Genomic DNA, 22,765 nt, shown 5'->3' on the forward strand with positions numbered 1-22,765 from the left:
GGAAATGCAAAGCGTCGTGCCATTCGTGTGAAGTAAGCCTTCGCCATCTTCGGAAGCGCCGGCCTGTCAGGGCAAGGGCGTGTTTGCGGGAGCGTCGCAATCGCTGCCACAGCGACGCGTCGCTTCGTTCTCTCTCACAGCAAGGCGCGTCGGTGCGCCACGCTTTTCGGTTTAATTGCCTACGATTGAAAGCTCACATCGCTTACGCAATGTGAAGCGCGCGTTGTCGCGGCGCAGCATCGATCACCCCACCCGGAGAACCGACATGGCGACGTGGAAACCCGATCCCACCTTCTATCCTTCGGCGCGGCTCGCAGGCAGCGCGCCGCAGGAGACGCTCGCGTATGTGGCGAGCTTCGACCCGTCGCGGAAAATGCCCGACGATATCGCCGTGGTCGATGTCGACGCCGCATCCGCGGACTACGGGAAAATCGTCAACCGCGTCGAGATGCCGAACGTCGGCGACGAACTGCACCATTTCGGCTGGAACGCGTGCAGTTCCTGTCTGTGCCCCAATGCGCCGCATCCGCATTCGGAACGCCGTTATCTGGTCGTGCCGGGGCTGCGTTCGTCGCGCATTCATATCATCGACACGAAACCCGACGGCCGGAACCCGAAAATCGTGCGCGTGCTCGAGCCCGACGAAGTCGCATCGAAAGGCGGCTACACGCGGCCGCATACGGTCCATTGCGGGCCGGCCGGCATCTATGTCGCGTCGCTGGCGAACGAGCAGGGCGAAGCGCCGGGCGGCATCTTCCTGATGGATCACGAAACGTTCGATATTCGCGGCCGCTGGGAAATCGAGCGCGGCCCGCAGGAACTCGCCTACGACGTGTGGTGGCATCTCGGCTACGACACGGTCGTCACGAGCGAATGGGGGCTGCCCGCGACCTTCGAAAACGGCCTCGTGCCGGACGTGCTGCTCGGCGGCAAATACGGCCATCGTCTGCACTTCTGGGACATCAACACGCGCAAGCACAAGCAGGTGATCGATTTCGGCGCGGAAAACCAGCTCGTTTTCGAACTGCGCCCCGCGCATAACCCGACGATGGCGCACGGCTTCGTCAACTCGGTGATCAGCCTGAAAGATCTTTCGTCGTCGATCTGGACGTGGTACCGCGAAGGCGACAAGTGGGCGGCGCGCAAGGTCATCGAAATTCCCGCGGAGCCGGCCGATGCGGACGCGCTGCCACCGATGCTCAAAGGCTTCGGCGCGGTGCCGCCGCTCGTCACCGATATCGCGCTGTCGCTCGACGACCGTTACCTCTACGTTTCGTGCTGGGGCACCGGCGACCTGCGTCAGTACGATGTGTCGGACCCGTTCCGTCCCGAGCTGACGGGCACGGTGCGCATCGGCGGCATCGTGTCGCGCGCGACCCATGCGGGCGCAAGCGGCAAGCCGTTGAACGGCGGCCCGCAAATGGTCGAAGTGAGCCGCGACGGCAAGCGCGTGTACTTCACGAACTCGCTGTACGGCGTCATCGACGATCAGTTCTATCCGGACGGGCTCAACGGCTGGATGGTCAAGCTCGATGCGGCGCCGGGCGGCGGCCTTGCGTTCGACTCGAAGTTTTTCCTCGAATGGCCGAGCACGCATCGTCCGCATCAGATTCGCCTCGAAGGCGGCGACGGTTCGTCCGACTCGTACTGCTATCCGTAATGCGTTCAGCGGGCCCTTTATGAACGATCTGTTGGCGGGCGGCTTCGCCTCGACGTGGGCCACCGTGATCGGCAGCGGCGTGTTTCATGGCGTGAATCCGGCCATGGGATGGCTCTTCGCCGCCGCACTCGGCTTGCAGCGCGGCAGCCGCAAGGCGATGCTGCTTGCGCTGCCGCCGATCGCGCTGGGTCACGCGGCGTCGGTGCTGCTCGTGACAACTTCGGCGATCGCGTTCGGCGTATTCGTGCAGACTTCGCATCTGCGTGTCGCGATGGGCGCGGTGCTGATTGCGTGGGCCGTGTATCACCATCTGTACGGACACCGTCATCGCGTCAGGGTCGGCATGACCGCGGGATTCGTCGGGCTCGCGCTGTGGTCCGCCGCAATGGCGACCCTGCATGGCGCGGGCTTGATGCTGATTCCGGCGCTGCTGCCGGTTTGCGGCGGGGCGTCTGCTGTTTCGGCGTCCACCGCCGCGGCTTCCGCGTCGATTGCTCCCGGGGCGGCGGCGAGTTTGCTGCCTGCGTCGCTGCAAATGGTGGGACAGATGACGGCCCTGCATACGGTCGTGACCCTCGTGACCGAAGGCGCGATTGCGTTCGCGGCCTACGAATACCTCGGGCTCGGCATGCTGCGCCGTGGCTGGATCAATTTCGACTGGCTGTGGTGCGGAGCGTTGACGCTGACGGGCGCGCTGCTGATCGTCACAGCCTGGTCGTGAAAAACGGCCGCGATGTACGCGTGCACACATGCACGGTCGTGGTCCCGGATGTTCTCACCTCTCGCGTGCGAGATCCCGGATCGGCTCACCATCAAAATCGCGCTTTAGCCTTTCATCCACGCGCGTAACCGGTCGCGCCAACCTGCATGCAAACGCCTGCGCGCCGCCCAGTTGTAATCGGGGCACACTCTCGCGCGCCACGCATCGGCCTCGCCCGAGAAGCGCGAAACCCCGAAACGCTGCGGCGCTTCGAACAGGTCGAGATAGGCGCGCCGATAGTGCTCGATCGTCGCGCGCTCCGCATAGTGCGTCTCCATCCAGTGCCGCGATGCGGAGCCGATCTCCGCGCGCAGCGTGCGGTCTGCGAGCAGCGCGCGCAACGGCGCTTCCGCTTCTTCGAGTCGCACGTCGATCCACGGCAGATCGGCCGCGCCGGTCAGCTTGCGCAATTGCGACTGTACGCGCTGGTCCAGATAACCGAGCGTCGGCTTGCCTTGCGCAAGTGCTTCGAGTCCGCTCAGGTGATAGTTGCCGGTTACGCATTCGTCGATTGCGATGGCCGCATGTCCCTTCAAACGAAGACACTCGTCGTGCGGCGTATCGACGATCAGCTGCAAACGGCACAGGCCCTCGCGTTCGAGCTTGCGCAACAGCGCGAGCGTTTGCGGCACGCCCTTCGTCTCCCAACGCGTTTTCCATGCGGACGCGCGCCCGCTCGGCGAAAACGTCACGATCGGCGAGCCGTCCGCTTCCGGATGCGGCAAATAGCGCGGGTCGTCGATCGGCACGACATTCGGCACCACGCGCGCGTACGGATAAAAGCGCTCGGGGCCCTGCGCGATCACCAGTTGCGGCACGCCTTCTTTCACAATGCGTTCGAGCAGGCTCGCGTCGCCGTTCGCCCATAAATGCGGGGCCGAATGATATTGACGGATCAGCTTCTTGTCGCCGAACCGCTTGTGAAAATTGGCGCCGAACGTTTCATCGAGCGAGAAGTATTGGTGAATGTGAATGACGTCGGCTTCGGCAATCGCGTCGAGCGCCTGTTGCTGCTGCGTCTGCCAGTCGATGTCGACGGCGAAAGTGCGCGTGCGATAGGCGGCCGCATTGAACACCACATGGCGTGCGCGAATCCCGGTGAGACGATTGAGTGCCGACACGATATTGCCGGGGCTGCCGGCAACCGGCGTGTTGGATAGGTGAACGACCCTCATCGGATGGGAACCTGCATGCGATCGTAGCTGCCATTGCGCCGCTGCGGCTTCAGGCACGCATTTTCCGCGCGATACGCGTTCGCAGGCCGACAAGCGAGTGCCAGCTTCGCTTCTCGAAGATCTCCGCATCGAGCGCGCTGTCCGTCGACAGATTGACGACGCGCACCCCGCGTTGCTTCAACAAGGCCGACGCCTGCCTGAACGAAGGCTCGATATGCGCACCGAAATTCCGGTCGAGCGCGCTCGGTTGCATATTGCCCCCGGTTTCGTAAAAGCGCGGCGTGCGCGACGCATTGCGCAAATCGACACCATGCAGGAACACGATGTCGAAGCCGAGCGAATGCAGCACCTGCAAGCCCGCATACGCGACCGTGCAGCCGTCGAATACGCCGTGCCGCACGTCGAGGCTAAAGCCCAGCACGCGCGCTTCATCGAACAGCACGAGGTCGCCTGGCGCATGCGACGCGCTCAGATCGCGGCCGCGCACCGCACGTTTTCCCGCCGGATACTGCACGTCTTCGATCACGAATACCCGGCAGCGCATGCCGTCCAGCGGAAAATACTGCGCGATGTACCACAGTACCAGCGGCGTCGCGAACAGGATGAGCGGCTGCTGCACGACGCGCGCGACGAGGTCGGGCCGGTTGCGTGCAAACCCCGCATCGACAATGCAATAGTAGTCAAAACGCACATCGTGCCTGTCCTGCAGCGCGATGGCGCCGTTCACGCCCATTACGTGATCGAGATCGAGTTTGCTGTAATCGATCGCGTTGATCGATGGGCCCGCGGCAATCAGGTGACAGGCCCCGGTGCGGGAACCGAGCAGCGTGGACGTGTTTTCGATCGCGAGCCGATGGTGCCCGATTCGCATCGACGCAATACATCGCTGCGCATCGCGATCGATCGACACCGCGCGCCACAGGCGCTCGTTATGACGATACGCGCGGGAATGGGTCCAGCGGTAGAGGAGCTTGCAGAGGGTGGCGGAAAACCGCCGGGTTCGGCGTGGCCATGTATAGGCGCTGGCCTCCGGCGCCCCTGCCGCGGCATCGCGTAACGATGCCGCCCGGTCGACTGACAGCATATGGGGTTCCCCAGCCGTGCGCCGGGAGTGGCGCACCGAGTGGCCCACAGTCTAGTGCCGTCGCGTATTACACGCGTTACTGCCATAAAGCCTAATGATTACGCTCTGTTACGCATTGAGCCGCTCAAACCTCGAACGCTTATGCGGATCACATGCTTCGCCATATGCCCGATGGCAACGGAGCGCGAAAATTGACGCTCAAAAAAACCGTATATACTGTTTATATCGTTTATAAGATTCCGAAGGAGATCGAGTAATGGCAGAAGTTGAAAAGGCAACGCCGGCGAAGGGCAATGCGAGCGCCGGCAAAACCACAAAAGCCGCGAAAGCAATTAAAACCGCGAAGGCAGTGAAATCTGGCAAACCCGCCGCAAAACCTGCTGCCAAACCCGCCGCCAGGGCCGTCCAAGCCGCGGCCCCAACCGTCGCACTCGCCGCCAAAGCAGAACAAGCGGCCGCTAAGGCGCCGAAAGCAGCTCAAACGCAGCAGCAACAGCCTGCCGGAAAGGCCGTCAAGTCGGTTAAGGATGTGAAGGCCGCGGCGGCCCTGAAAGACGGCAAGGAAGAAAAAGTACGCCGCGCCAAGAAAGACAAGGTTGTGCGCGACAGCTTCACCATGCCGAAGTCCGACTACGTCAAGATCGCCGAACTGAAGCAGCGCTGCCTCGACGCAGGCGTCTCGGTGAAGAAAAGCGAACTGCTGCGCGCGGGTCTCGCGCTGCTCGCCGAAGCGCCCGTGAAGCGGCTCGTCGCCGCCGTGTCGGCGCTCGACACCGTGAAAACGGGCCGCCCCGCGAAATCGTAAGCGAAAATACGAAAGAAACAGGCGCGCGGCGGTTTCCCCTGCTGCCGCGCCGACCTGCCGGTCCGACACTCCTGTCTTGATACTGCCTCGAAACTTGAAGCCACCGCATTAAAGCTAAGCGCCGCCGTGCCGCGCGACCTTTAGCCCGCCAGCTTGCGGAACGTCTCGAGCACAGCCTCGCCCTTGAACGGCTTGACGATCCAGCCCTTCACGCCCGCCGCCTTGCCGCGCTCCTTCATCGCCGGGCTGCTTTCGGTGGTCAGCATGATCACGTTGACCGTCGCATTGCCGAGTTCGCCGCGAATCTTCTCGACCATCGTCAGGCCGTCCATATTCGGCATGTTCACGTCGCTGATCACGAGCTTCGTGCCCGGGCTGGCCTTCAGTTTCGCGAGCCCGTCCTTGCCGTCGACTGCCGTGTCGACATCGAGACCGTTCTTCTTCAGAAAGCCGGCCACTTCGTCGCGCACCGTGCTCGAGTCGTCCACTACCAGAATCTTTGCCATGCTGGTTTCTCCGTAACACCTATCAGAAGAGATCGAGTTCGCCTGCTTCGACGGTCGTGCCCGGCTGCTCGGCAATCTCCCTGAATTCCTCGGGCGACCAGCTGAGGCTGAACACGAAACGTTGATGCAGGTTGACCGAACGGCCCGATTCCTCGTCCGTGATCGTATAAACGAAGCACAGTTGCGGGTTTTCCGAGCCGAAGGAAATGTATTTCTGCCGGTGATTGACAAGCAGCGGCACTTGCACCTGAGCGCGCGCGAGCGTGTCGGCATCGCCCAGATAGCGGTTCTTGAACGCGCCCCAGATCAGGTTGGTCAGTTCTCCGAGCAGATCGTTGAGGTCGCGAAAGTCGGCGGCGCCGTCGCCCGTGCCGCGCCGGTCGAGCAGCGCGAGCAGCGGTTCTTCTTCGGCCTGGATCATCATGTAGCCGCGGCACCATGCGCTTTCGAGCGCGATCAGGCTGAACACCTCGCCGAAGATGATGCGGTCGCGCACGATGGTTGGCGGCGCACAGGTAATCGTGAAGTCCTTGAATAACGTCGAGAGCTTCGACTCGCTGATCTCCGAAATGCCGCGCACGAGCGCATTCGGATAATCGAGGCTGAAAATATAGCGGTCGATCACCTCGCGCAGCGGCGACATGTCCGACGCCACATAGGCCGCGCAAATAATCTGCCGCAGGCTTTCGGGCAGATCGCCGAGCGTCGTGCGCGATTCGCGCCGCATGATGATCGGCAATTCGGGGCGCACCGCATACACGCGGTTCGCGATTGCCGCGGCCTCGTCGAGCGAGCCGCCGTAGTTTTCGTCGAGCAGGATCGCGCCGAGATCGATGTTCGCGCGCAGCACCGACAGCAGGCGGCTTTTACGCACCTTCACGCCGACGAGGTTGTTTTCGTCGCAGAAGCGCTTGATGGTGTCCATGTGCAGCGGGCTCTCGTCGAGCACCAGCACCTTGCTGACCGGTTTGTTGAGGTTCATTGCTTGCCTGCGGGTTTGACTAACAGATACGGATACGTCAGAACAGTTCGAGTTCGCCGCTCGTGTCTTCGGCAACGCTGACATCGGCCATGAAATCGATCGGCCCATGCGCGCACACGCACAACGTGGCGGACAGCTGCACCGCATCGTTGATCGTCACGCCCCACGTCTCGAGCAGCTCGGGCTTGAGCCCCTCCAGATACGGCAGGCAACGCGCGCTCAACATATACGGCGTCGACATGCCGAGGTCCGGAAAGTAGCGCAGCAGTTCCTGATTGATCGCGCCGCAGCACAGGTTGCAGATTTCCTGGAACACCTCGCCAAACGGCCGCTCCGCGTCGCCCTTTGTGTAGTACTCGACCGTCGCGGCGTCCTGGTTCACCTGCAGCAACAGCAGCAGCCGGAACGAAATCGAGGAGATTGTCAGGACCACGACGTTCGCAACATTTGCGCGATCGGTCGTCGTCCGGGCCACCGTTTTGTTCGCGATGGCGTCCGCAGCCGTACCCGCGCCCACGCTCACGCTCACGCTCACGCCCTGCCGCGTTTGCAGCACGATTTGACACGTATCGGCCGGGTCCACCGTGAGCCTCGTTTGCGCAGCCTTCTGCAGGATGCGCTCGAAGCTTTCCTTCGCTTGTGCGCTAATCACGTCCGGCGCCTACTGAAGCTTTGCCTGAAACTGGTTCGCGAGCGCTTCGACACTCGCGAGCGACGCCGCCACCATCTTGCCGCCCGCCTGAATGTCCTGAAACGTCGCGGTCGTCGTCAGATCGTTGCGATGGAGGCTATCGCGATAGCTCTTCGACAGTTCCTCCGAGCGCGCGGCGAGCGCGCGCACTTCGCTGGCGACCACGGCGAAGCCGCGCCCCGCCTGGCCCGCACGCGCGGCCTCGATCGACGCGTTCAGCGACACGATCACCACGTGGCGCACGATCGACGACAGCTCCTGATTTTTCGTGTGCATATCCTGGTTCTGTGTCATCAGCGAGATCATCTGTTCGTGCCAGCGCTCGAACGTCCCGGCGAGCCCCTTCAGACGCGATGCTTCGCGAGCCAGTTGCTGCGCGTCGCGCGTCCACTGCTCGCGGTTTTCAGTCGATTGATGCAACGACGCGCGTGTTTCGCCGACCAGCGCGGTTTGCTGCGCAAGCGCATCGCGCAACTGTTCGATCGATGCTTCGAGCTCGCGCTTGTGGTCTTCCGCCTGCGCAAGCAACGCGGTATGACGGTCGTCGTCGCGAGCGAGCGCATCGATTCGCGCCTCGGCTTCGTCGCGCAACCGCTTGACCAGTCGCGCGCGGCAAAGCCGGTGCGCGACGAACGCGAGCACGGCGGTCACCCCGCCGGCCGCAACGGCTGTTGCCACATACTGTTGAATCACACCCATCCTTCAAGCATTCCATTGACGCGAGGCGAGCAAGCCGGCGACGCGGCCCGCGCCTCGCTAGCCGGCTCAACCGGCCAGGTGACCGTGACCGATCGACGGCGATTGCGCCGTGTCGTCGCTACGTGCGTCCGTACCGAGGCTATCCACCGCGAAGCTGTCCGGCAGGCAGACGATCGTCTGGAACTGGCGAAACTCGGCGCCCTTGCGATCGTCGGTGAAGCGCAGCTCGATGCTGCCGTGTTCGCGATCGAGGAAGTCGCGCACCGCATCCATGCCGACGCCGCGGCCCGAAACTTCGGTTACCTGCTCGGCCGTCGAAAAGCCCGGCCGGAAGATGAACTCGGCGATCTCTTCGTCGCTGACTCGCGCGTGGGCATCGATCCAGCCGCGCTCGACCGCGATCGAGCGAATCCGGCTCAGCGCCAGGCCGCGGCCGTCGTCGCTCAGCGTGACTTGCAGCGCGTGCTTGTCCACGCCGACTTCGATATCGATCGCACCCGCAACCGGCTTGCCCTGCGCAATGCGCGCCGCGGCCGCTTCGATGCCGTGGTCCATCGAGTTTCGCAGCAGATGCATGAATACGTTCTTCATCGTGGCACCGGCCTGGCTGCGCAAGCGGTAACCGTTGTCGTCGATGCGCACGACCGGCGCTTCCTTGCCCAGTTCGGCCGCGAGCGACGGCAGCGAATCGAGCACGCCCGACAGCGTTTCGGCCACGCTTTCCGTGCCGAGCACGCGCAGCATCCGGTGCAGCGCATCGCGCATCGTGACGAGTGCGTCGACGTCACCGGTATTCGCGGTCTCGAGCAGTTTGAGGCTGTGCGCGATATGGTCCTTGTCCACCATCAGATAGCGGTCGGCGCCACCGCGGCGCGCGAGACGTTTGCGGCCGAGGCTGATTTCGTTGATCTTCGCGTAGCTGTCGATCGCCTCGCGCACGCGGTCGAGTTCGGCCATCAGTTGTTCCTGATCCCACACACGCTCGGTATCGGCACGGCGCAGTTCTTCGTAGCGCTGCTCGGTTTCGTGCACGACGTTCGTCAGATGCTGCAGGTTGTACGTGCGCGCATTGCCCTTGATGGTGTGCATATTGCGGAACAGCTCGGCAATCGCGCTGCCGTCCGGCAGTTCGTGCTTGCGGATGATGCGCTCGTTTTCGCTGACGAAGCCGCTCGCGCTGTCGATGAAGTGATGGAACTTCTCTTCGTTCACGGCGAGAATTTCGCCGATCATCTCGAGGCGGCGCTTCTGCTCGCCCGCTTCCGCCGCGAGCTTGCGCAGCTCGGTCACGTCGCGCACGCACAGCATCAGGCGCACGATCGTGTCGGTTTCATCGGTGATCGCGGACCAGCTCAGGTCGAGCGTCTTCACGCGGCCGTCGGGCATGCGCTTCGCGATTTCGCTGACCAGCAGATGCTGGTTGAACTCGAAGTTGATCGCGTCTTCGCCGAGGCAGGCGTGCGTCGCCGCATCGACTTGCGAGAGAGCGTCCGCGCCGAGATCGGTATCGGTGAACACGAGATCCATCAGCGAACGGCCTGCGATGTCCTTCGTTTCGAAGATCGCTTCGAGGTAGGCCGAATACTCCGCGTGAATCACCGCACCGTCCACCACGGTCAGAATGCCCTGCTGCATGTTCTGCAGCATCGCCTGGATATCGGCGGTCTTCTGCTTCAGCAGCGCCTGGTTTTCCTGGATCTTTTCTATCATGCCATTGAACGCGACAATCGAGCGGCCGATTTCGTCGAGGCGGCCCACCGGCACGCGGCGCGTGAAGTCCTGGCTCGCGGCAATCTCGCTCATCATCGCCTGCATGCGCGACAACGGACGCGTGATCTGGCGGTACAGCAGCGCGCCGATGCCGGTCAGCAGCAAGATGGCGATACCGGTCACGGCGGCGATTGCCGTCGTGGTGGTCGCGAGCTTGTTGTTCAGGCCGGCGATGGCCTCGTCTTTCTGGCGGTTTTTCTCGATGCGCAGCGTTTCGACGATGCCTTCGAGTTCGTCGCGATACTCGGCGACATTCGCGAACAGATACGCCTGCGCCATTTCGTTCTTGCCCGCGAGCTTCATTTTCGCGGTGTCGTCGATGGCGGCGAAGTAGTTGGCGAGGCTTTCCTGCGCTTGCGTGACGAGCCCCTTTTGCGCCTGGCTCGCCGCGTCTTTGCCCTGCAGGGCGAGTGCCTGCTTCAGCGTTTCGCGCTTTTTCTTCAGCTCGTCTTCAGCCTGCGAGACCATGTTGGCATCGGGCGCATAGACGAGCGTCATGGTGGCGATCTGAACGTCCTTGACCTGCGAGACGAGGTCGGCGGACGCGAGCGCGCTCGGCACGACGCCTTCCGTCACCTTCCTGACTTCGGTTGCGCTCCCTCTGGTCTGGTACACGGCGTAAGCGCCGATAGCAGACAGGGCGACGAACATCAAAATCACTAAAAGCGTAATGCGATGACGGATAGTCATGTTGCGATTCCCCGAGGTAGTGCCGGCGTAGGTGTCTCGCTGTCGTTGCAGCGGGATCGTGTCGCCTTATGTCAGTGGCCCGTTTGTCGAGCGGCGTCGCGATTGTTGTGGATGAATGTGACTGAACGATGAATCATCACAATATCGGGTGCGGCTGCGCGCCGCGCGAAGCCTTAAAATTAGGTATAAATCGGGCCGCTGGTCGGGTCGACGCGGGGATGCACGCGGAGCCGCAGGCGTGGCTACATGCGTGGGCGGCGAAACGCATGTGTCACAATATCCGGCAAAATCTGATAAGTTTTCCCCGATTTCATTCGGTTCTCGCTCAGTTCCCCCCGTTTTCTTTCGGTCACAGCGTCATTTGCTTATGAAACTGAACCTGGCGCCTTCTACTTACGGAGCAGACCAGTCGGGTCTCGTTTGCAGCTTCCGGTTCGTTTCCGGCCAACCGGGCGTGCCGATCGACTCCGATTCCGTCACGCGATGGCTTGCCGATCACGAAGCGAACCGCGATCGTGCGAGCGGCGACTTTCTGTGGCTGCACTTCAACCTTGCGCATGTCGCGAGCGAACGATGGATGCGCGCGCACCTCGACCTGCCCGACGAATATTTCGAGGCGTTGCGCGAAGGCTCGCACTCCACCCGTATCGAGCATCAGCATGGCGCGCTGCTTGCGGTCGTCAACGACGTCATCTTCGACTTCGAGAAGACGCCGTCCGATATTGCGACGCTGTGGGTCTACACACACAAGAACATCATGGTTACCGCGCGCCTCAAGCAGTTGCGCTCGGTCGACCGCTTGCGCGCCGCGGTGCGCGAGGGCGAAATTTTCAGCACGCCGGCGGAACTGCTGATTCATCTGATGCGCGATCAGGCCGACCTGCTCGTGCAGATCGTGCGCACGAGCAGCATCGAAGTCGACAGTATTGAAGACCACTTCCTGTCGAAACAGTCGGTGGAGAGCCGGCGCGATCTCGGCGCGATGCGCCGCGTGCTCGTGCGGTTGCAACGGCTGCTCGCGCCGGAGCCCGGTTCGATTTTCCGCTTGCTGGTGCGCCCGCCGAAGTGGCTATCGGAACAGGACGTTCAGCATTTGCGCGATTCGACCGAAGAATTTTCACTCGTACTCGGCGATCTGTCCGGTCTTGCCGAACGCATCAAGCTGCTGCAGGAAGAAATTGCCGCGCGTCTCGACGAGCAGACGAACCGCACGCTGTTCACCCTGACGCTCGTCACGGTGCTGGCGCTGCCGATCAATATCATCGCCGGTCTTTTCGGCATGAACGTCGGCGGCGTTCCGCTTGCGGAAAATCATCATGGCTTCTGGGTCATGGTGCTGACCGTGGTCGGCTTGACGGCGCTCGCGGGCTGGTGGGTATTCAGGCGCACAGGCCGCTCTTCGGGCGGCTGAATATCGTTCGATGGTCGCTTCGCCGCTGAAAGCCGCGCGCCTTAGCGAGCAGCAGAGCGGCCGCACACGCGAGCGGCTCATCTTGCAGCCGGATCGGACGTGAGCGGACAAGTACTTCGTTGACGGAAGTCCCGAAGAGAAAGCACCGGTGGCACTTGCACATCGGACGAATGACTGACGGCGGCGAGCCGGGTAGCACGGGCGCGTGGCAAGCAGCGCCCTACTCCTCGTCCTCGATCATCGCATCGCGATGTTCCTTCGGCTTCGTGAGCCAATGCCGATGCAGTGCATGTTCGGCGACGCGGCCAAAGATCAGCAACACCATAAACAGCAGCGTCGCGATCAATGCAATCGACCACGCGCCGACGCCGCACACAATGCCGAGCGCCGCCGTCACCCATATCGAGGCGGCCGTCGTCAGGCCGCGAATCTTGTCGGTGTCCGCGTTCTGCACGATCACGCCGGCGCCGAGAAAGCCGATGCCGGTCACGATGCCCTGAATCGCCCGCGACGTGGCGTCGCTACCGGCGACGCCGTGCAGCGCGAACCCCGCGCCGGCCATCGTCACCAGGCACGAGCCGAGCGCGACGAGGCCGAGCGTCTTGACGCCTGTCGGCTTGCCGCGCATGTTGCGATCGATGCCGATGACGCAGCCGACCAGCATCGCGACAACCATCCGCAGCAACGCTTCGTTGAAAATGGGACCGGACAGCATAGGCGCGTTCAGTTCAGTTTTGCGGTTTCCATGGCCACGACGGATAAAGGCCGGCGGTGGCTTCTTCAGATGCGGCTCGCGGCAGCGGCGCCAATCCATCGCCGAACCACGGCACCTCGCCTTTCAGGCTCGCCACATAGTCGCGCCAGCCGTCGTGGTGCGCGGCAAACAGCGCGTCGCGCACCACGGCCGCAAGACGCTCGCGATTCAACTCCACTTCAAGCAGTGCCGCCGGCCACACAGCAAACGCCGCGCTCACGCGCTGCGCGAAGTCACGCGCGGTCATCTCGCCCGATACATGCTGCAACAACGGCAACTTCGCAAGCGAACGCTGGGCGGACACAAGTTCGCGCAGCGTCATCGTCATCTGATCGCCTGCATGGGACAACACCTTGTCCATCGCATCGAGCACCGCGGCGAGGTGCAATAGCAGTGCCCGACGTTCGAATGCATCTTTCATCACATCTTCCGTTAAGCAGTCAGGCCCACCATTCTAGACCGGCCGACGCCCACGTCCCGAAAATACGCGTGCATTGCTACATGACGGAAATGTCATGTTCGGCTCATCTTCGCACTGAACCTGATCCGTAGCATCGATCGCATCCAGTCTCACGATGCGTTCGCTACATGTATAGACACACATTTTCAACAGTACTTCTGGTTTTCACGTTAGGAGCGGCGACGGCCCGCGCGGAACCGCTTACGCTCGACGACGCACTCGCGCTCGCGGCACAAAACAATCCGCAATTGCGCAGCGCCCGCTTCAATGCCGACGCGACAAGCGGCGCAATCATGCAAGCCGGCGCGCGCCCGAATCCATCGTTGTCGCTGTTGCAGGAAGGATTCAGCGGCGCGGACCGCACGTCGACCGCGCTGATCAACCAGACCATCGAACTCGGCGGTAAACGCGATGCGCGCCTCGATGTCGCGTCGTATCGGCGCGAAGCCGCGCTCGCGTCGCTCGATAGCCGCACGGCCGCGTTGCAGGCCGATGTCGCGAGCGCGTTCTATGGTCTGCTTGCGGCGCAGCGCCAATTGCAGGTGGCCGACGAGTCGGCGCAGCTTGCCGCGCGCTCCGCCGGCATCGCCGACCGGCGCGTGCTTGCCGGCAAGGTCTCGCCGGTCGAAGCGACGAAGGCGCGCGTTGCCGCCAGCGCCGCGGGTATCGAAGCGGCCAACGCGCGCCGCCGCGTGGCCACCGCGGTCGACGTGCTTGCGAATGCGACCGGCAGCGAGGCGCCGCGCGAGCGTGCCGCAACAGGCGATCTCGACACGCTTCCGTCTGTCGATCCGCTGGCTCAACTGCAACAGCGCATCGACAGCGGTCCCGATTCGCGCGTGGCACGCGCCGAAGCGCTGCGCGCCAACGCCGCGATCACCGCGGAAAAAGCCAGGCGTATTCCGGACATCACGATCAGTGCCGGCATGAAGCGCATCTCGACCACGGGCGCGCCGATCAATCAGGCGGTGATCGGCATTTCGATCCCGTTGCCGATCTTCGATACGAACAAGGGTGCGCTGCTCGAGGCCGTGCATCAGGCCGAAAAAGCCGATGCGGACGTCGACGCCGCACGTGCCCGGCTACAGCTCGAATTATCGCAAGCGTATGCCGCGTATGAAACCGCGGCCGACGAAGCGCGCCGCCTGAAAGCCGATGTGCTGCCCGCGGCACGCGAGGCGCTCGACGCAATGTCGCGCGGCTATGAACTCGGCAAATTCGGCTTCCTCGATGTGCTCGATGCACAGCGCACGCTGTTTCAGGGCGAATCGCAATATGTGCAGGCGCTTGGCGACGCGCATCGCGCGTACGCGGAGATTGGCCGGCTGATTGGCGCACCCATACCCGCATCTTCATCCAATCGCGATGCCGTCTCTTCTACGGGCTTCTGACCATGAAAAATTCCATTTCGACGCGCCAATACAGGACCGGTGCCATGATTAGCGCATTCATTCTGATCGCGATTGTCGTCGCGGTGATCCTGCGTATGCGCGAACCGGCACGCGCCGCCGTGCTATCCGAAAACGTCGCGGCAGCAACCGATCGTACGACGGGAAACCATGGCGGCACACTATTGAAAAGCGGTGCGCTCGCGATCGAAGTATCGATGTCAGAAAAAGACGGCGACGCACGGCTCGTCGTTTTCCCTTTCGTCGACGGCAAGGCCGTTACCCGGGACGTCAGCGTGACGGGCTCCGTCAAGCGCTACGACGGCACGCGGCAAATGTTGCGCTTTACCACCGATGCATCAGCGCGCTTCACCAGCACCGAGGCGATCGCAAAGCCACACGTATTCGACGCGACAATCGCCGTCACCGCCGGAGCAAAGGGGGCGGACAGCCGCTCCGCGTCGTTCGCCTTCTCGCAAGCAGACGGCGCAATCGCGCTCAACGCGGAGCAGATCAAAACCAGCCGCATTGAAATCGCGCGTGCCAGCCCCGCGCAGGTTATCAACCGCATTCGCCTGCCCGGCGAAATCAAACTCGACGAAGACCACACCGCGCATGTCGTGCCGCGCGTCGCGGGCATCGTCGAACGCGTGGACGTATCGATCGGACAGACAGTCAGGCAAGGGCAGCTGCTGGCGGTTATCTCGAGCCCCGATCTGGCGGACCGCCGCAGCGAATGGCTTGCCGCGCAGCGCCGCCTGAGCGCGGCGCGCACCACGTACGAACGCGAACGGTCGCTATGGCAGGAGCGCATCTCCGCCGAGCAGGACTATCTGCAGGCGCAGACGCAACTGCGCGAAGCGGAAATCGCCGCACAGAACGCGCGCCAGAAGCTCGCGGCGCTCGACGCGACATCCGGCGCAAGTGCCAGCGCCTTGAACCGCTACGAACTGCGCGCGCCGTTTGCGGGAACCGTCATCGAGAAACACGTCGTGGCGGGCGAAGCGGTCGCCGCCGACGCCAACGTCTTCGTACTGTCGGACCTTTCTTCCGTGTGGGCCGAAATGGCCGTGCCCGCGCAACGTTTGAACGACGTGCGCGTCGGCCGCGAGGTGACGGTCAGCGCGAGCGCGTTCGACTCGAGCGCAAGCGGCCGCATCGCGTTCGTCGGCGCTTTGCTCGGCGAAGCGACGCGCACCGCGCCTGCCCGCGTCGTGTTGCCGAACCCTGGCGGCGCGTGGCGGCCCGGCATGTTCGTCGACGTGGACGTCGATGCCGGCGCGCAGGACGTTCCCGTCGCCGTGCGCGCCGACGCATTGCTCGACATCGATGGTGCGCCGTCCGTGTTTGTGCTGTCGCCAAAAGGCTTCGTCGCGCAGCCGGTGCAAACCGGGCGACGCGATGCGCAAACCATCGAAATCGTCGCCGGCCTGCAGCCCGGCCAGCAGTACGCGGCGGCCAACGCATTCGTCCTGAAGGCCGAACTCGGCAAAGGCAGCGCGGAGGAGCACTGACGCGATGCGCGACACAACCGCCTTTCTCTTCGTCTTATCACCAGGGTCACCCCACCTATGTTCGAACGCCTGATACGCGCCGCGATCGCACACCGCTGGCTCGTCCTGCTCGCCACCGCCGTGGCCGCCGCGACTGGTATTTACAGTTACAGCAAGCTGCCGATCGACGCCGTGCCCGATATCACCAACGTGCAGGTCCAGGTGAACACCGCGGCAGCCGGGTATTCGCCGCTCGAAGCCGAGCAGCGCATCACCTTCCCGATCGAAACGGCCATGGCCGGGCTACCGCATCTACAGCAAACGCGTTCGATATCGCGCTACGGCCTGTCGCAGGTCACCGTCATTTTCAAGGACGGCACCGACATCTATTTCGCGCGGCAACTGGTGAACGAGCGCATCCAGGAAGCGCGCGGCAAGATGCCGCCAGGCATCGAGCCGGCGATGGGGCCGACGTCGACCGGGCTCGGCGAGATCTACCTGTGGACCGTCGACGCGGACACCGATGCGCGCAAGCCCGACGGCACGCGCTATACACCGACCGATCTGCGCGAGTTGCAGGACTGGGTCATCAGACCGCAACTGCGCAACGTGCCGGGCGTTGCCGAAGTGAACTCGATTGGCGGATACGTGAAGGAGTTTCGCGTTGCGCCGGACCCGGCGAAACTGATGTCGTACGGGCTCACGCTCGCGGATATCGTGCGCGCACTCGAGCGCAACAACGAGAACGTCGGCGCCGGCTACATCGAGAAGCGCGGCGAACAGTACCTCGTGCGGGTGCCCGGACAGGCGAACTCCACGGACGACCTCGCGAATATCGTGCTCGGCAACGCCGGCGGTATTCCAGTGCGGGTGAAGGACGTTGCGCAGGTCGATGTCGGACGCGAACTGCGCAGCGGCGCCGCGACCGCGAACGGACGCGAGGCGGTGCTCGGCACCGTCTTCATGCTGATGGGCGAAAACAGCCGCACGGTTGCAAAAGCGGTGGCCGCGAAGATGGTCGAAATCAATCGCAGCTTGCCGCGGGGCGTGCGCGCGGTACCGGTCTACGACCGCACGACGCTGGTCGACAAGGCCGTTCAGACGGTTAAGAAAAATCTTATCGAAGGCGCCGCGCTCGTCATTGCGATTCTGTTTCTGTTCTTAGGGAATGTTCGCGCCGCCATCATCACCGCGCTCGTTATTCCGCTGTCGATGCTGATTACGTTCACCGGCATGGCGAACGCCAAAGTCAGCGCGAATCTGATGAGCCTCGGGGCACTCGATTTCGGGATTATCGTCGATGGCGCGGTGGTGATCGTCGAGAACTGCATCAGAAGGCTCGCCCACGCGCAGACGCTTGCGGGCCGCGCGCTCACGCGCGACGAGCGCTTTGCCGAAGTGTTCGCCGCATCGCAGGAAGCGCGGCGGCCGCTGATTTTCGGGCAGCTGATCATCATGGTTGTGTACGTGCCGATCTTTGCGCTGACGGGTGTCGAGGGGAAGATGTTCCATCCGATGGCGATCACCGTCGTGCTCGCGCTCGCCGCCGCGATGGCGCTGACCGTCACCTTCATTCCGGCGGCTGTTGCACTTTTTATCGGAAAGCGCATCGAAGAAAAGGAAAATCGGCTGATGGGCTGGGCGAAGCGGCGTTATGAGCCGGTTCTTTTCCTGTTCATCCGTCATCCGAAGCGCGTTCTTGCGGGAGCGCTGGCCGTGGTCTGCGGCGCGTTGCTGCTTGCCACGCGGCTAGGAAGCGAATTCGTTCCCAGCCTGAACGAGGGCGATCTCGCCGTCGCGGCGCTGCGCGTGCCGGGCACGAGCCTCTCACAATCCGTCGAAATGCAAAAGACCATTGAAGCCACGCTCAAACAACGCTTTCCCGAGATCGAGCGCGTGTTCGCACGCACCGGCACCGCGGAGATTGCCGCCGACCCGATGCCCCCTAATCTGTCCGACGGCTACATCATGCTGAAGCCGGTTGCGCAGTGGCCCGATCCCGGCAAGCCACACGAGCAATTGAGGCAAGAAATTGAGAATGTTCTGTCGGAACTCCCAGGAAACGCTTACGAGTTTTCTCAACCGATTCAGTTGCGATTCAATGAGTTGATCTCCGGCGTGCGCAGCGACGTCGCATTAAAACTGTTCGGCGACGATATGCGTGTGCTCAGCGAAACCGGTAACCGGCTGGCGGCCGCCCTGTCGCAAGTGCCGGGCGCATCGGAGGTGAAGGTCGAACAGAGCGCGGGGCTGCCGGTGCTGACCGTCGCATTCGACCGCGACAAGCTCGCGCGCTACGGCGTGAGCATCGGCGATGCGCAGGACGCAGTCGCGGCTGCCATCGGCGGGCGCAATGCGGGCCTGCTGTTTCAGGGAGACCGGCGCTTCGATATTGTCGTGCGCCTGCCCGATGCGCTGCGCTCCGATCCCGAGGCGCTCGCACGGCTGCCGATTGCGTTGCCGCCTGCCGCGGGCGCGGCCAGTGCGGCTCGCGCGGCGATCACCGCCAACGGGGCCACCGCGGCGATAGCAGCCACGCGCCCGGCCTACGTGCCACTTGCCGAACTCGCTTCGCTCGACGTCGCACCGGGCCCGAACCAGATCAGCCGCGAAGACGGCAAGCGGCGCATCGTCGTGACCGCGAACGTGCGCGGCCGCGATGTCGGTTCGTTCGTCGCCGAAGCAAAAGCGAAAGTCGCCCGCGACGTCTCGGTGCCGCCCGGCTACTGGCTCGCATGGGGCGGCCAATTCGAACAGATGCAAAGTGCGGGCGAGCGCCTGCGCATTGTGGTGCCGGCCGCTTTGCTGATGGTGTTCGTGCTGCTGTACGTGATGTTCAACAACGTCAAGGATGGGCTGCTCGTCTTCACCGGCATTCCGTTCGCGCTCAGCGGCGGCATCGTTGCACTGTGGTTACGCGGGTTGCCGTTTTCGATTACCGCGGCGGTTGGCTTTATCGCGCTATCGGGCGTCGCGGTGCTGAATGGGCTCGTAATGCTGTCATTCATCCGCACATTGCGCGAAGACGGTATCGACCTCGATCGCGCCGTGCGCACGGGCGCGCTGACGCGTCTGCGGCCCGTGCTGATGACGGCCCTCGTCGCCGCGCTCGGCTTCGTGCCGATGGCATTCGCCACGGGCACCGGCGCGGAAGTGCAGCGCCCGCTTGCGACCGTGGTGATCGGCGGAATTCTTTCGTCGACCGCGCTGACCCTGCTCGTTCTGCCTGTGCTTTACCGCACCGCCTATGCGCGCGGTGAAGCCGCAGTTTCGTTACTCCGTAGCCGCCGAGGTAATGTGCAATGCGAATCCTGATTGTCGAAGACGAGCCGAAAACCGGCCACTATCTGCAAAAAGGCCTGAATGAAGCGGGCTTTGTAACGGACTGGGTTGAAGACGGCGTGACGGGCCTGCATCAGGCCGAAACCGAGCACTACGACCTCGTCGTTCTCGACGTCATGCTGCCCGGCAAGGACGGCTGGTCGGTGCTGCAGACCCTGCGGCGCACGCAGTCGACACCGGTGCTGTTCCTTACCGCGCGCGACGATGTGGACGACCGCGTAAAGGGCCTTGAACTCGGCGCCGACGATTACCTCGCGAAGCCGTTCGACTTCGTCGAACTACTGGCCCGCGTGCGTTCGATTCTGCGGCGCGGCCAGCCGCGCGACGCAACGACGCTGAAAATTGCCGACCTCGAACTCGATCTGACGCGCCGCAAAGCACTGCGCCAGGGCGCGACGATTCTGCTGACCGCCAAGGAATTCGCGCTGCTGTGGCTGTTGATGCGTCGCGAAGGCGAGATCCTGCCGCGCGCGACGATCGCATCACAGGTGTGGGACATGAATTTCAGCAGCGACACCAACGTTGTCGATGCGGCGATCCGGCGCTTGCGCGCGAAGATCGACGACGCGTACGAACCGAAGCTCATTCATACCGTGCGCGGCATGGGATATGTGCTCGAGGAGCGCGGCAGCGTTGACCCGCGCGACGGCGGAAGTCAGCCATGAGGGCCTGCATTCTGCCGCGTACGCTGCGGGCTCGGTTAACGGTGCTGATCGTCGCATCGAGCACGGCTGTGCTCGCGTTGAGCGGCTTCACGCTGCACGAGGCGCTGCGCAATCGCATCGAAGCGTCGGCGGCCGCCGAAATGGATGCGACGATGTCCGCGCTCAAGACTCATCTGCCCGAGGTCCATGCAATCGAGGAGATTCCGTACCTGAAGGAAATGTGGATCGATATGCTGCACGGGCATGCCAATCTGAGCCTTGCGATTTTCGACAGCGCAGACCGTCAGTTGTTGAGCACACCCGGCTATCGGCACAACGCGCACGTTGCCGCGACGCTCGAGCGCGTCCGGCTGGTGCCGGCGCCTATCGTCGTTCAGGCGCCTCAATTCGCGCTTCGCTACCTCGCAACCGCTATTCCTCTTGGCGGCAACGACAACGCAGTACGTGTGGTCGTGCAATACGACGCGAAGGCAGACCGTGCATTGCTGCGCACGTACGCGTACACGATTGTGCTGATTCAGGTATGCGGCGTGTTTATCGCCGCATGGCTCGCGTATGGCATCGCTCTGTTTGGGCTGAGCCCTTTGCGGCGGCTGGTCGCACAAGCGGAACACATGTCGACGAGCCGTCTTGCGCAACCGTTGCCCGAACTGCAGGCGGCAGGCGAGTTGCAGGATCTGGGGCGAGCGTTCAACGGCATGCTCGCACGCCTCGACGAATCGTTCACGCGTCTTGGCCAGTTTTCGTCGAACCTCGCGCACGACTTGCGCACGCCCTTGACGAACCTGCTGGCGCACGCGCAGGTCGTGTTGTCGCGCAAGCGCTCGGCAGACGAGTATCGCGAGGTGATCGAGGCGAGTGTCGACGAATATCAGCGCCTGTCGAGAATGATCGACGACATGCTGTTTCTCGCGCGTTCCGATAGCGCGCAGAGCGCGGTGCCGATGAGAGCGTTCGACGCATTTGCGGAGGTCACGCGCGTTGCGGGCTTTTACGAACCGATGGCCGAATGCGCTTCAGTCACGTTCGATGTGCGTGGTGCGGGCGTCGTTTATGGAAATCCGCTGCTTTTCCAGCGTGCCTTGAGCAACTTGCTGTCGAATGCGTTGGCGCATGCGCCGCATGGCTCGACCGTTGAAATTCAGTGCCTCGCAATCAGCACCGGCGGCACGACCATCACCGTATCGGACGCGGGGCCGGGCATCGACACGGCACATCGCACGCGCATTTTCGACCGGTTCTACCGCACCGACCCGGCGCGGCAAAACCTCGCATCGGGCACCAGCGGCGCCGGGCTCGGCCTCGCGATCGTCCGGTCCATCATGCAGTTGCACGGCGGCGAGTGCGGCGTGGAAAGCGAGCCGCACGTGCGCACGACCTTCTGGTTGAAGTTTCCGGCACGCGCCGAAGGGGCGTCGGCCTAGAACCCCTGCACGGTCGCGGTCGCATGCGCGACCAGATGCACGACACCGAAAATCACCGCGCCGATGCAAAAGGCCATCAGTACCGCGACAAACGGCAGCAGAACGATATTGACGTTGGCGAAGTCGGATTCATGCGACGCGCGCTTGCGCACGCCGAAGAAGCTCGTAAGAACGATGCGGACGAGGCGGAGGAATTCCATGGTTCTGCTCCTGACGGTATCGGGTTTGCGCGGGTTTGCCTTCGCTTTGCCTTCGGCTTGCCCTCGGTTGCCCTAATCTTCGGACCGTTCAGGAATCGGAAACAGCAGCAGATGCACGCGAAATTCGGGAAGCATCGGTGGCAATTTGTCGCAGGAAGAGCGCGTTTTCCGGTTGGTGTGCGGCTGCGGTCACCGCCGGGGGTTTGCGGGTAGCGCACGCCCCGGCGGCATCGTGACGGCTAGCGCGATGCGATCGCGTCATGCTGGTCCATACCCGGACTCACCTCTCCCGCGTGCTTCGCGATCGTGTGCAGTTCCTTGTTGCGGGCGATCTGATCGGCGCTCGGCGGGTAGCCGGCCTTGCTGACCGGAACCACGCCGTCATGGCGGGCCTGGGCGAGTTCCTGCTGGACCTGCGCGCGGGTTTTTTGCTGGGCTAGCGCGGCTTCCGTAACGAATGCGGCGCTCAGTGACGCGGCAAGCGCCAGCAGGGTAAGTTTCGCGATGCTCATGGCTTTTCTCCTTTGAAGTTCGATCGACCTCGGTGGCTGATCTGAGCTTCAGTCTGGAGCGAAGACGGTGCGCAACGATGAGCGGTAGATGACAAATCTGATAGGAACGGCGTGCATCCTTTTTTTTGTGGCCGCTACGTCAGGACAGGTGCGGTACTTCAATCGCCTCGACTCGCAACGGCACGCGCGACGATTCCCGTGCCGCATCCAGGATCGAGAACAGCCGCATGCGCGTCGAGCGACAACGCGTCGAGATAGTCGGCGAGGGCTTGCCGGAAAAGCACATGTTTGCCG

Annotated in this window: 20 protein-coding genes; 9 read left to right on the forward strand and 11 right to left on the reverse strand. The window is 63.1% G+C overall.

Annotated elements, in window-relative coordinates; all coding sequences use genetic code 11:
* Positions 1-265: 265 nt before the first annotated feature.
* Both ACYPXD_RS19460 and ACYPXD_RS19465 read left to right on the forward strand, forming a co-directional pair.
* Positions 266-1,660, forward strand: a complete 1,395-nt coding sequence (locus tag ACYPXD_RS19460) for a selenium-binding family protein (RefSeq protein WP_459714687.1) — start codon at positions 266-268, stop codon at positions 1,658-1,660.
* 19 nt (positions 1,661-1,679) lie between these two features.
* Positions 1,680-2,381, forward strand: coding sequence for a hypothetical protein (locus ACYPXD_RS19465; RefSeq protein WP_459714689.1), 702 nt, complete (start codon positions 1,680-1,682; stop codon positions 2,379-2,381).
* Between the two features lie 104 nt (positions 2,382-2,485).
* Here ACYPXD_RS19465 and ACYPXD_RS19470 read toward each other — a convergent pair whose 3' ends face one another.
* Together ACYPXD_RS19470 and ACYPXD_RS19475 are read right to left on the reverse strand one after the other, a co-directional pair.
* Complete coding sequence (locus tag ACYPXD_RS19470) at positions 2,486-3,595, reverse strand: glycosyltransferase family protein (RefSeq protein WP_459714691.1); 1,110 nt, start codon at positions 3,593-3,595, stop codon at positions 2,486-2,488.
* Between the two features lie 49 nt (positions 3,596-3,644).
* Positions 3,645-4,679 carry a hypothetical protein gene (locus ACYPXD_RS19475; RefSeq protein WP_459714693.1) on the reverse strand — a complete coding sequence of 345 codons (1,035 nt, stop codon included), beginning with the start codon at positions 4,677-4,679 and terminating at the stop codon, positions 3,645-3,647.
* 256 nt (positions 4,680-4,935) lie between these two features.
* On the opposite strand from ACYPXD_RS19475, the gene ACYPXD_RS19480 reads away from it, so the two are divergent.
* A complete protein-coding gene (locus tag ACYPXD_RS19480; protein WP_459714695.1) occupies positions 4,936-5,484 on the forward strand; it encodes a hypothetical protein in 549 nt (182 codons plus the stop codon).
* Positions 5,485-5,624: 140 nt separating this feature from the next.
* On the opposite strand, the gene ACYPXD_RS19485 is transcribed toward ACYPXD_RS19480, so the two are convergent.
* The 5 genes from ACYPXD_RS19485 to ACYPXD_RS19505 form a co-directional block, all read right to left on the reverse strand.
* Positions 5,625-5,990, reverse strand: a complete 366-nt coding sequence (locus tag ACYPXD_RS19485; RefSeq protein ID WP_075159281.1) for a response regulator — start codon at positions 5,988-5,990, stop codon at positions 5,625-5,627.
* A 22-nt stretch (positions 5,991-6,012) separates the two neighbouring features.
* On the reverse strand, positions 6,013-6,972 hold the full coding sequence (locus ACYPXD_RS19490; RefSeq protein ID WP_459714698.1) for a chemotaxis protein CheX: 960 nt from the start codon (positions 6,970-6,972) through the stop codon (positions 6,013-6,015).
* Positions 6,973-7,009: 37 nt separating this feature from the next.
* Positions 7,010-7,624, reverse strand: a complete 615-nt coding sequence (locus ACYPXD_RS19495; protein ID WP_459714700.1) for a hypothetical protein — start codon at positions 7,622-7,624, stop codon at positions 7,010-7,012.
* A 9-nt stretch (positions 7,625-7,633) separates the two neighbouring features.
* Positions 7,634-8,356: a methyl-accepting chemotaxis protein gene (locus ACYPXD_RS19500; RefSeq protein WP_459714945.1), complete on the reverse strand. Its 723-nt coding sequence runs from the start codon at positions 8,354-8,356 to the stop codon at positions 7,634-7,636.
* 72 nt (positions 8,357-8,428) lie between these two features.
* The gene (locus tag ACYPXD_RS19505; RefSeq protein ID WP_459714702.1) at positions 8,429-10,822 is read right to left on the reverse strand and encodes a HAMP domain-containing protein; all 2,394 of its coding nucleotides are present in this window, start codon (positions 10,820-10,822) and stop codon (positions 8,429-8,431) included.
* A 367-nt stretch (positions 10,823-11,189) separates the two neighbouring features.
* Between ACYPXD_RS19505 and ACYPXD_RS19510 the strand changes: the two genes are divergently transcribed.
* Positions 11,190-12,233, forward strand: a complete 1,044-nt coding sequence (locus ACYPXD_RS19510; RefSeq protein WP_459714704.1) for a transporter — start codon at positions 11,190-11,192, stop codon at positions 12,231-12,233.
* Between the two features lie 220 nt (positions 12,234-12,453).
* On the opposite strand, the gene ACYPXD_RS19515 is transcribed toward ACYPXD_RS19510, so the two are convergent.
* Both ACYPXD_RS19515 and ACYPXD_RS19520 read right to left on the reverse strand, forming a co-directional pair.
* A complete protein-coding gene (locus tag ACYPXD_RS19515; protein ID WP_459714706.1) occupies positions 12,454-12,948 on the reverse strand; it encodes an MgtC/SapB family protein in 495 nt (164 codons plus the stop codon).
* Positions 12,949-12,961: 13 nt separating this feature from the next.
* Positions 12,962-13,408: a hypothetical protein gene (locus tag ACYPXD_RS19520; RefSeq protein ID WP_459714708.1), complete on the reverse strand. Its 447-nt coding sequence runs from the start codon at positions 13,406-13,408 to the stop codon at positions 12,962-12,964.
* Positions 13,409-13,575: 167 nt separating this feature from the next.
* Between ACYPXD_RS19520 and ACYPXD_RS19525 the strand changes: the two genes are divergently transcribed.
* From ACYPXD_RS19525 to ACYPXD_RS19545, 5 genes are read left to right on the forward strand one after another with little or no spacing between them, the layout of a single operon-like run.
* Positions 13,576-14,838: a TolC family protein gene (locus ACYPXD_RS19525; RefSeq protein ID WP_459714710.1), complete on the forward strand. Its 1,263-nt coding sequence runs from the start codon at positions 13,576-13,578 to the stop codon at positions 14,836-14,838.
* A gap of 44 nt (positions 14,839-14,882) precedes the next feature.
* Positions 14,883-16,349: an efflux RND transporter periplasmic adaptor subunit gene (locus ACYPXD_RS19530; protein WP_459714712.1), complete on the forward strand. Its 1,467-nt coding sequence runs from the start codon at positions 14,883-14,885 to the stop codon at positions 16,347-16,349.
* A gap of 57 nt (positions 16,350-16,406) precedes the next feature.
* On the forward strand, positions 16,407-19,643 hold the full coding sequence (locus ACYPXD_RS19535; protein ID WP_459714715.1) for an efflux RND transporter permease subunit: 3,237 nt from the start codon (positions 16,407-16,409) through the stop codon (positions 19,641-19,643).
* On the forward strand, positions 19,631-20,335 hold the full coding sequence (gene irlR / locus ACYPXD_RS19540) for a heavy metal response regulator transcription factor IrlR (protein WP_459714717.1): 705 nt from the start codon (positions 19,631-19,633) through the stop codon (positions 20,333-20,335). The genes ACYPXD_RS19535 and irlR overlap by 13 nt, the downstream gene beginning before the upstream one ends.
* Positions 20,332-21,759: a heavy metal sensor histidine kinase gene (locus tag ACYPXD_RS19545; RefSeq protein ID WP_459714720.1), complete on the forward strand. Its 1,428-nt coding sequence runs from the start codon at positions 20,332-20,334 to the stop codon at positions 21,757-21,759. Before irlR ends, ACYPXD_RS19545 begins: the two co-directional genes overlap by 4 nt.
* On the opposite strand, the gene ACYPXD_RS19550 is transcribed toward ACYPXD_RS19545, so the two are convergent.
* Positions 21,756-21,959 (reverse strand): DUF2970 domain-containing protein, encoded by a 204-nt coding sequence (locus tag ACYPXD_RS19550; protein WP_459714723.1) that lies wholly within the window; start codon positions 21,957-21,959, stop codon positions 21,756-21,758. The two genes, ACYPXD_RS19545 and ACYPXD_RS19550, sit on opposite strands and share 4 nt — an antisense overlap.
* A 239-nt stretch (positions 21,960-22,198) precedes the next feature.
* Positions 22,199-22,471, reverse strand: coding sequence for a DUF4148 domain-containing protein (locus tag ACYPXD_RS19555; protein ID WP_459714727.1), 273 nt, complete (start codon positions 22,469-22,471; stop codon positions 22,199-22,201).
* Positions 22,472-22,765 lie beyond the last annotated feature (294 nt).

This window comes from Paraburkholderia sp. 2C (assembly GCF_054589215.1).

What these genes read in the sequence shown, in the direction of transcription:
- ACYPXD_RS19510 (WP_459714704.1), top strand. Translation starts at nt 11,190, where the DNA reads ATGAAACTGAACCTGGCGCCTTCTACTTACGGAGCAGACCAGTCGGGT.
- ACYPXD_RS19530 (WP_459714712.1), top strand. Translation starts at nt 14,883, where the DNA reads ATGATTAGCGCATTCATTCTGATCGCGATTGTCGTCGCGGTGATCCTG.
- ACYPXD_RS19480 (WP_459714695.1), top strand. Translation starts at nt 4,936, where the DNA reads ATGGCAGAAGTTGAAAAGGCAACGCCGGCGAAGGGCAATGCGAGCGCC.
- ACYPXD_RS19550 (WP_459714723.1), bottom strand. Translation starts at nt 21,959, where the DNA reads ATGGAATTCCTCCGCCTCGTCCGCATCGTTCTTACGAGCTTCTTCGGC.
- ACYPXD_RS19520 (WP_459714708.1), bottom strand. Translation starts at nt 13,408, where the DNA reads ATGAAAGATGCATTCGAACGTCGGGCACTGCTATTGCACCTCGCCGCG.
- ACYPXD_RS19490 (WP_459714698.1), bottom strand. Translation starts at nt 6,972, where the DNA reads ATGAACCTCAACAAACCGGTCAGCAAGGTGCTGGTGCTCGACGAGAGC.
- ACYPXD_RS19545 (WP_459714720.1), top strand. Translation starts at nt 20,332, where the DNA reads ATGAGGGCCTGCATTCTGCCGCGTACGCTGCGGGCTCGGTTAACGGTG.
- ACYPXD_RS19555 (WP_459714727.1), bottom strand. Translation starts at nt 22,471, where the DNA reads ATGAGCATCGCGAAACTTACCCTGCTGGCGCTTGCCGCGTCACTGAGC.
- ACYPXD_RS19475 (WP_459714693.1), bottom strand. Translation starts at nt 4,679, where the DNA reads ATGCTGTCAGTCGACCGGGCGGCATCGTTACGCGATGCCGCGGCAGGG.
- ACYPXD_RS19460 (WP_459714687.1), top strand. Translation starts at nt 266, where the DNA reads ATGGCGACGTGGAAACCCGATCCCACCTTCTATCCTTCGGCGCGGCTC.
- ACYPXD_RS19525 (WP_459714710.1), top strand. Translation starts at nt 13,576, where the DNA reads ATGTATAGACACACATTTTCAACAGTACTTCTGGTTTTCACGTTAGGA.
- ACYPXD_RS19470 (WP_459714691.1), bottom strand. Translation starts at nt 3,595, where the DNA reads ATGAGGGTCGTTCACCTATCCAACACGCCGGTTGCCGGCAGCCCCGGC.
- ACYPXD_RS19505 (WP_459714702.1), bottom strand. Translation starts at nt 10,822, where the DNA reads ATGACTATCCGTCATCGCATTACGCTTTTAGTGATTTTGATGTTCGTC.
- ACYPXD_RS19485 (WP_075159281.1), bottom strand. Translation starts at nt 5,990, where the DNA reads ATGGCAAAGATTCTGGTAGTGGACGACTCGAGCACGGTGCGCGACGAA.
- irlR (WP_459714717.1), top strand. Translation starts at nt 19,631, where the DNA reads ATGCGAATCCTGATTGTCGAAGACGAGCCGAAAACCGGCCACTATCTG.
- ACYPXD_RS19465 (WP_459714689.1), top strand. Translation starts at nt 1,680, where the DNA reads ATGAACGATCTGTTGGCGGGCGGCTTCGCCTCGACGTGGGCCACCGTG.
- ACYPXD_RS19535 (WP_459714715.1), top strand. Translation starts at nt 16,407, where the DNA reads ATGTTCGAACGCCTGATACGCGCCGCGATCGCACACCGCTGGCTCGTC.
- ACYPXD_RS19515 (WP_459714706.1), bottom strand. Translation starts at nt 12,948, where the DNA reads ATGCTGTCCGGTCCCATTTTCAACGAAGCGTTGCTGCGGATGGTTGTC.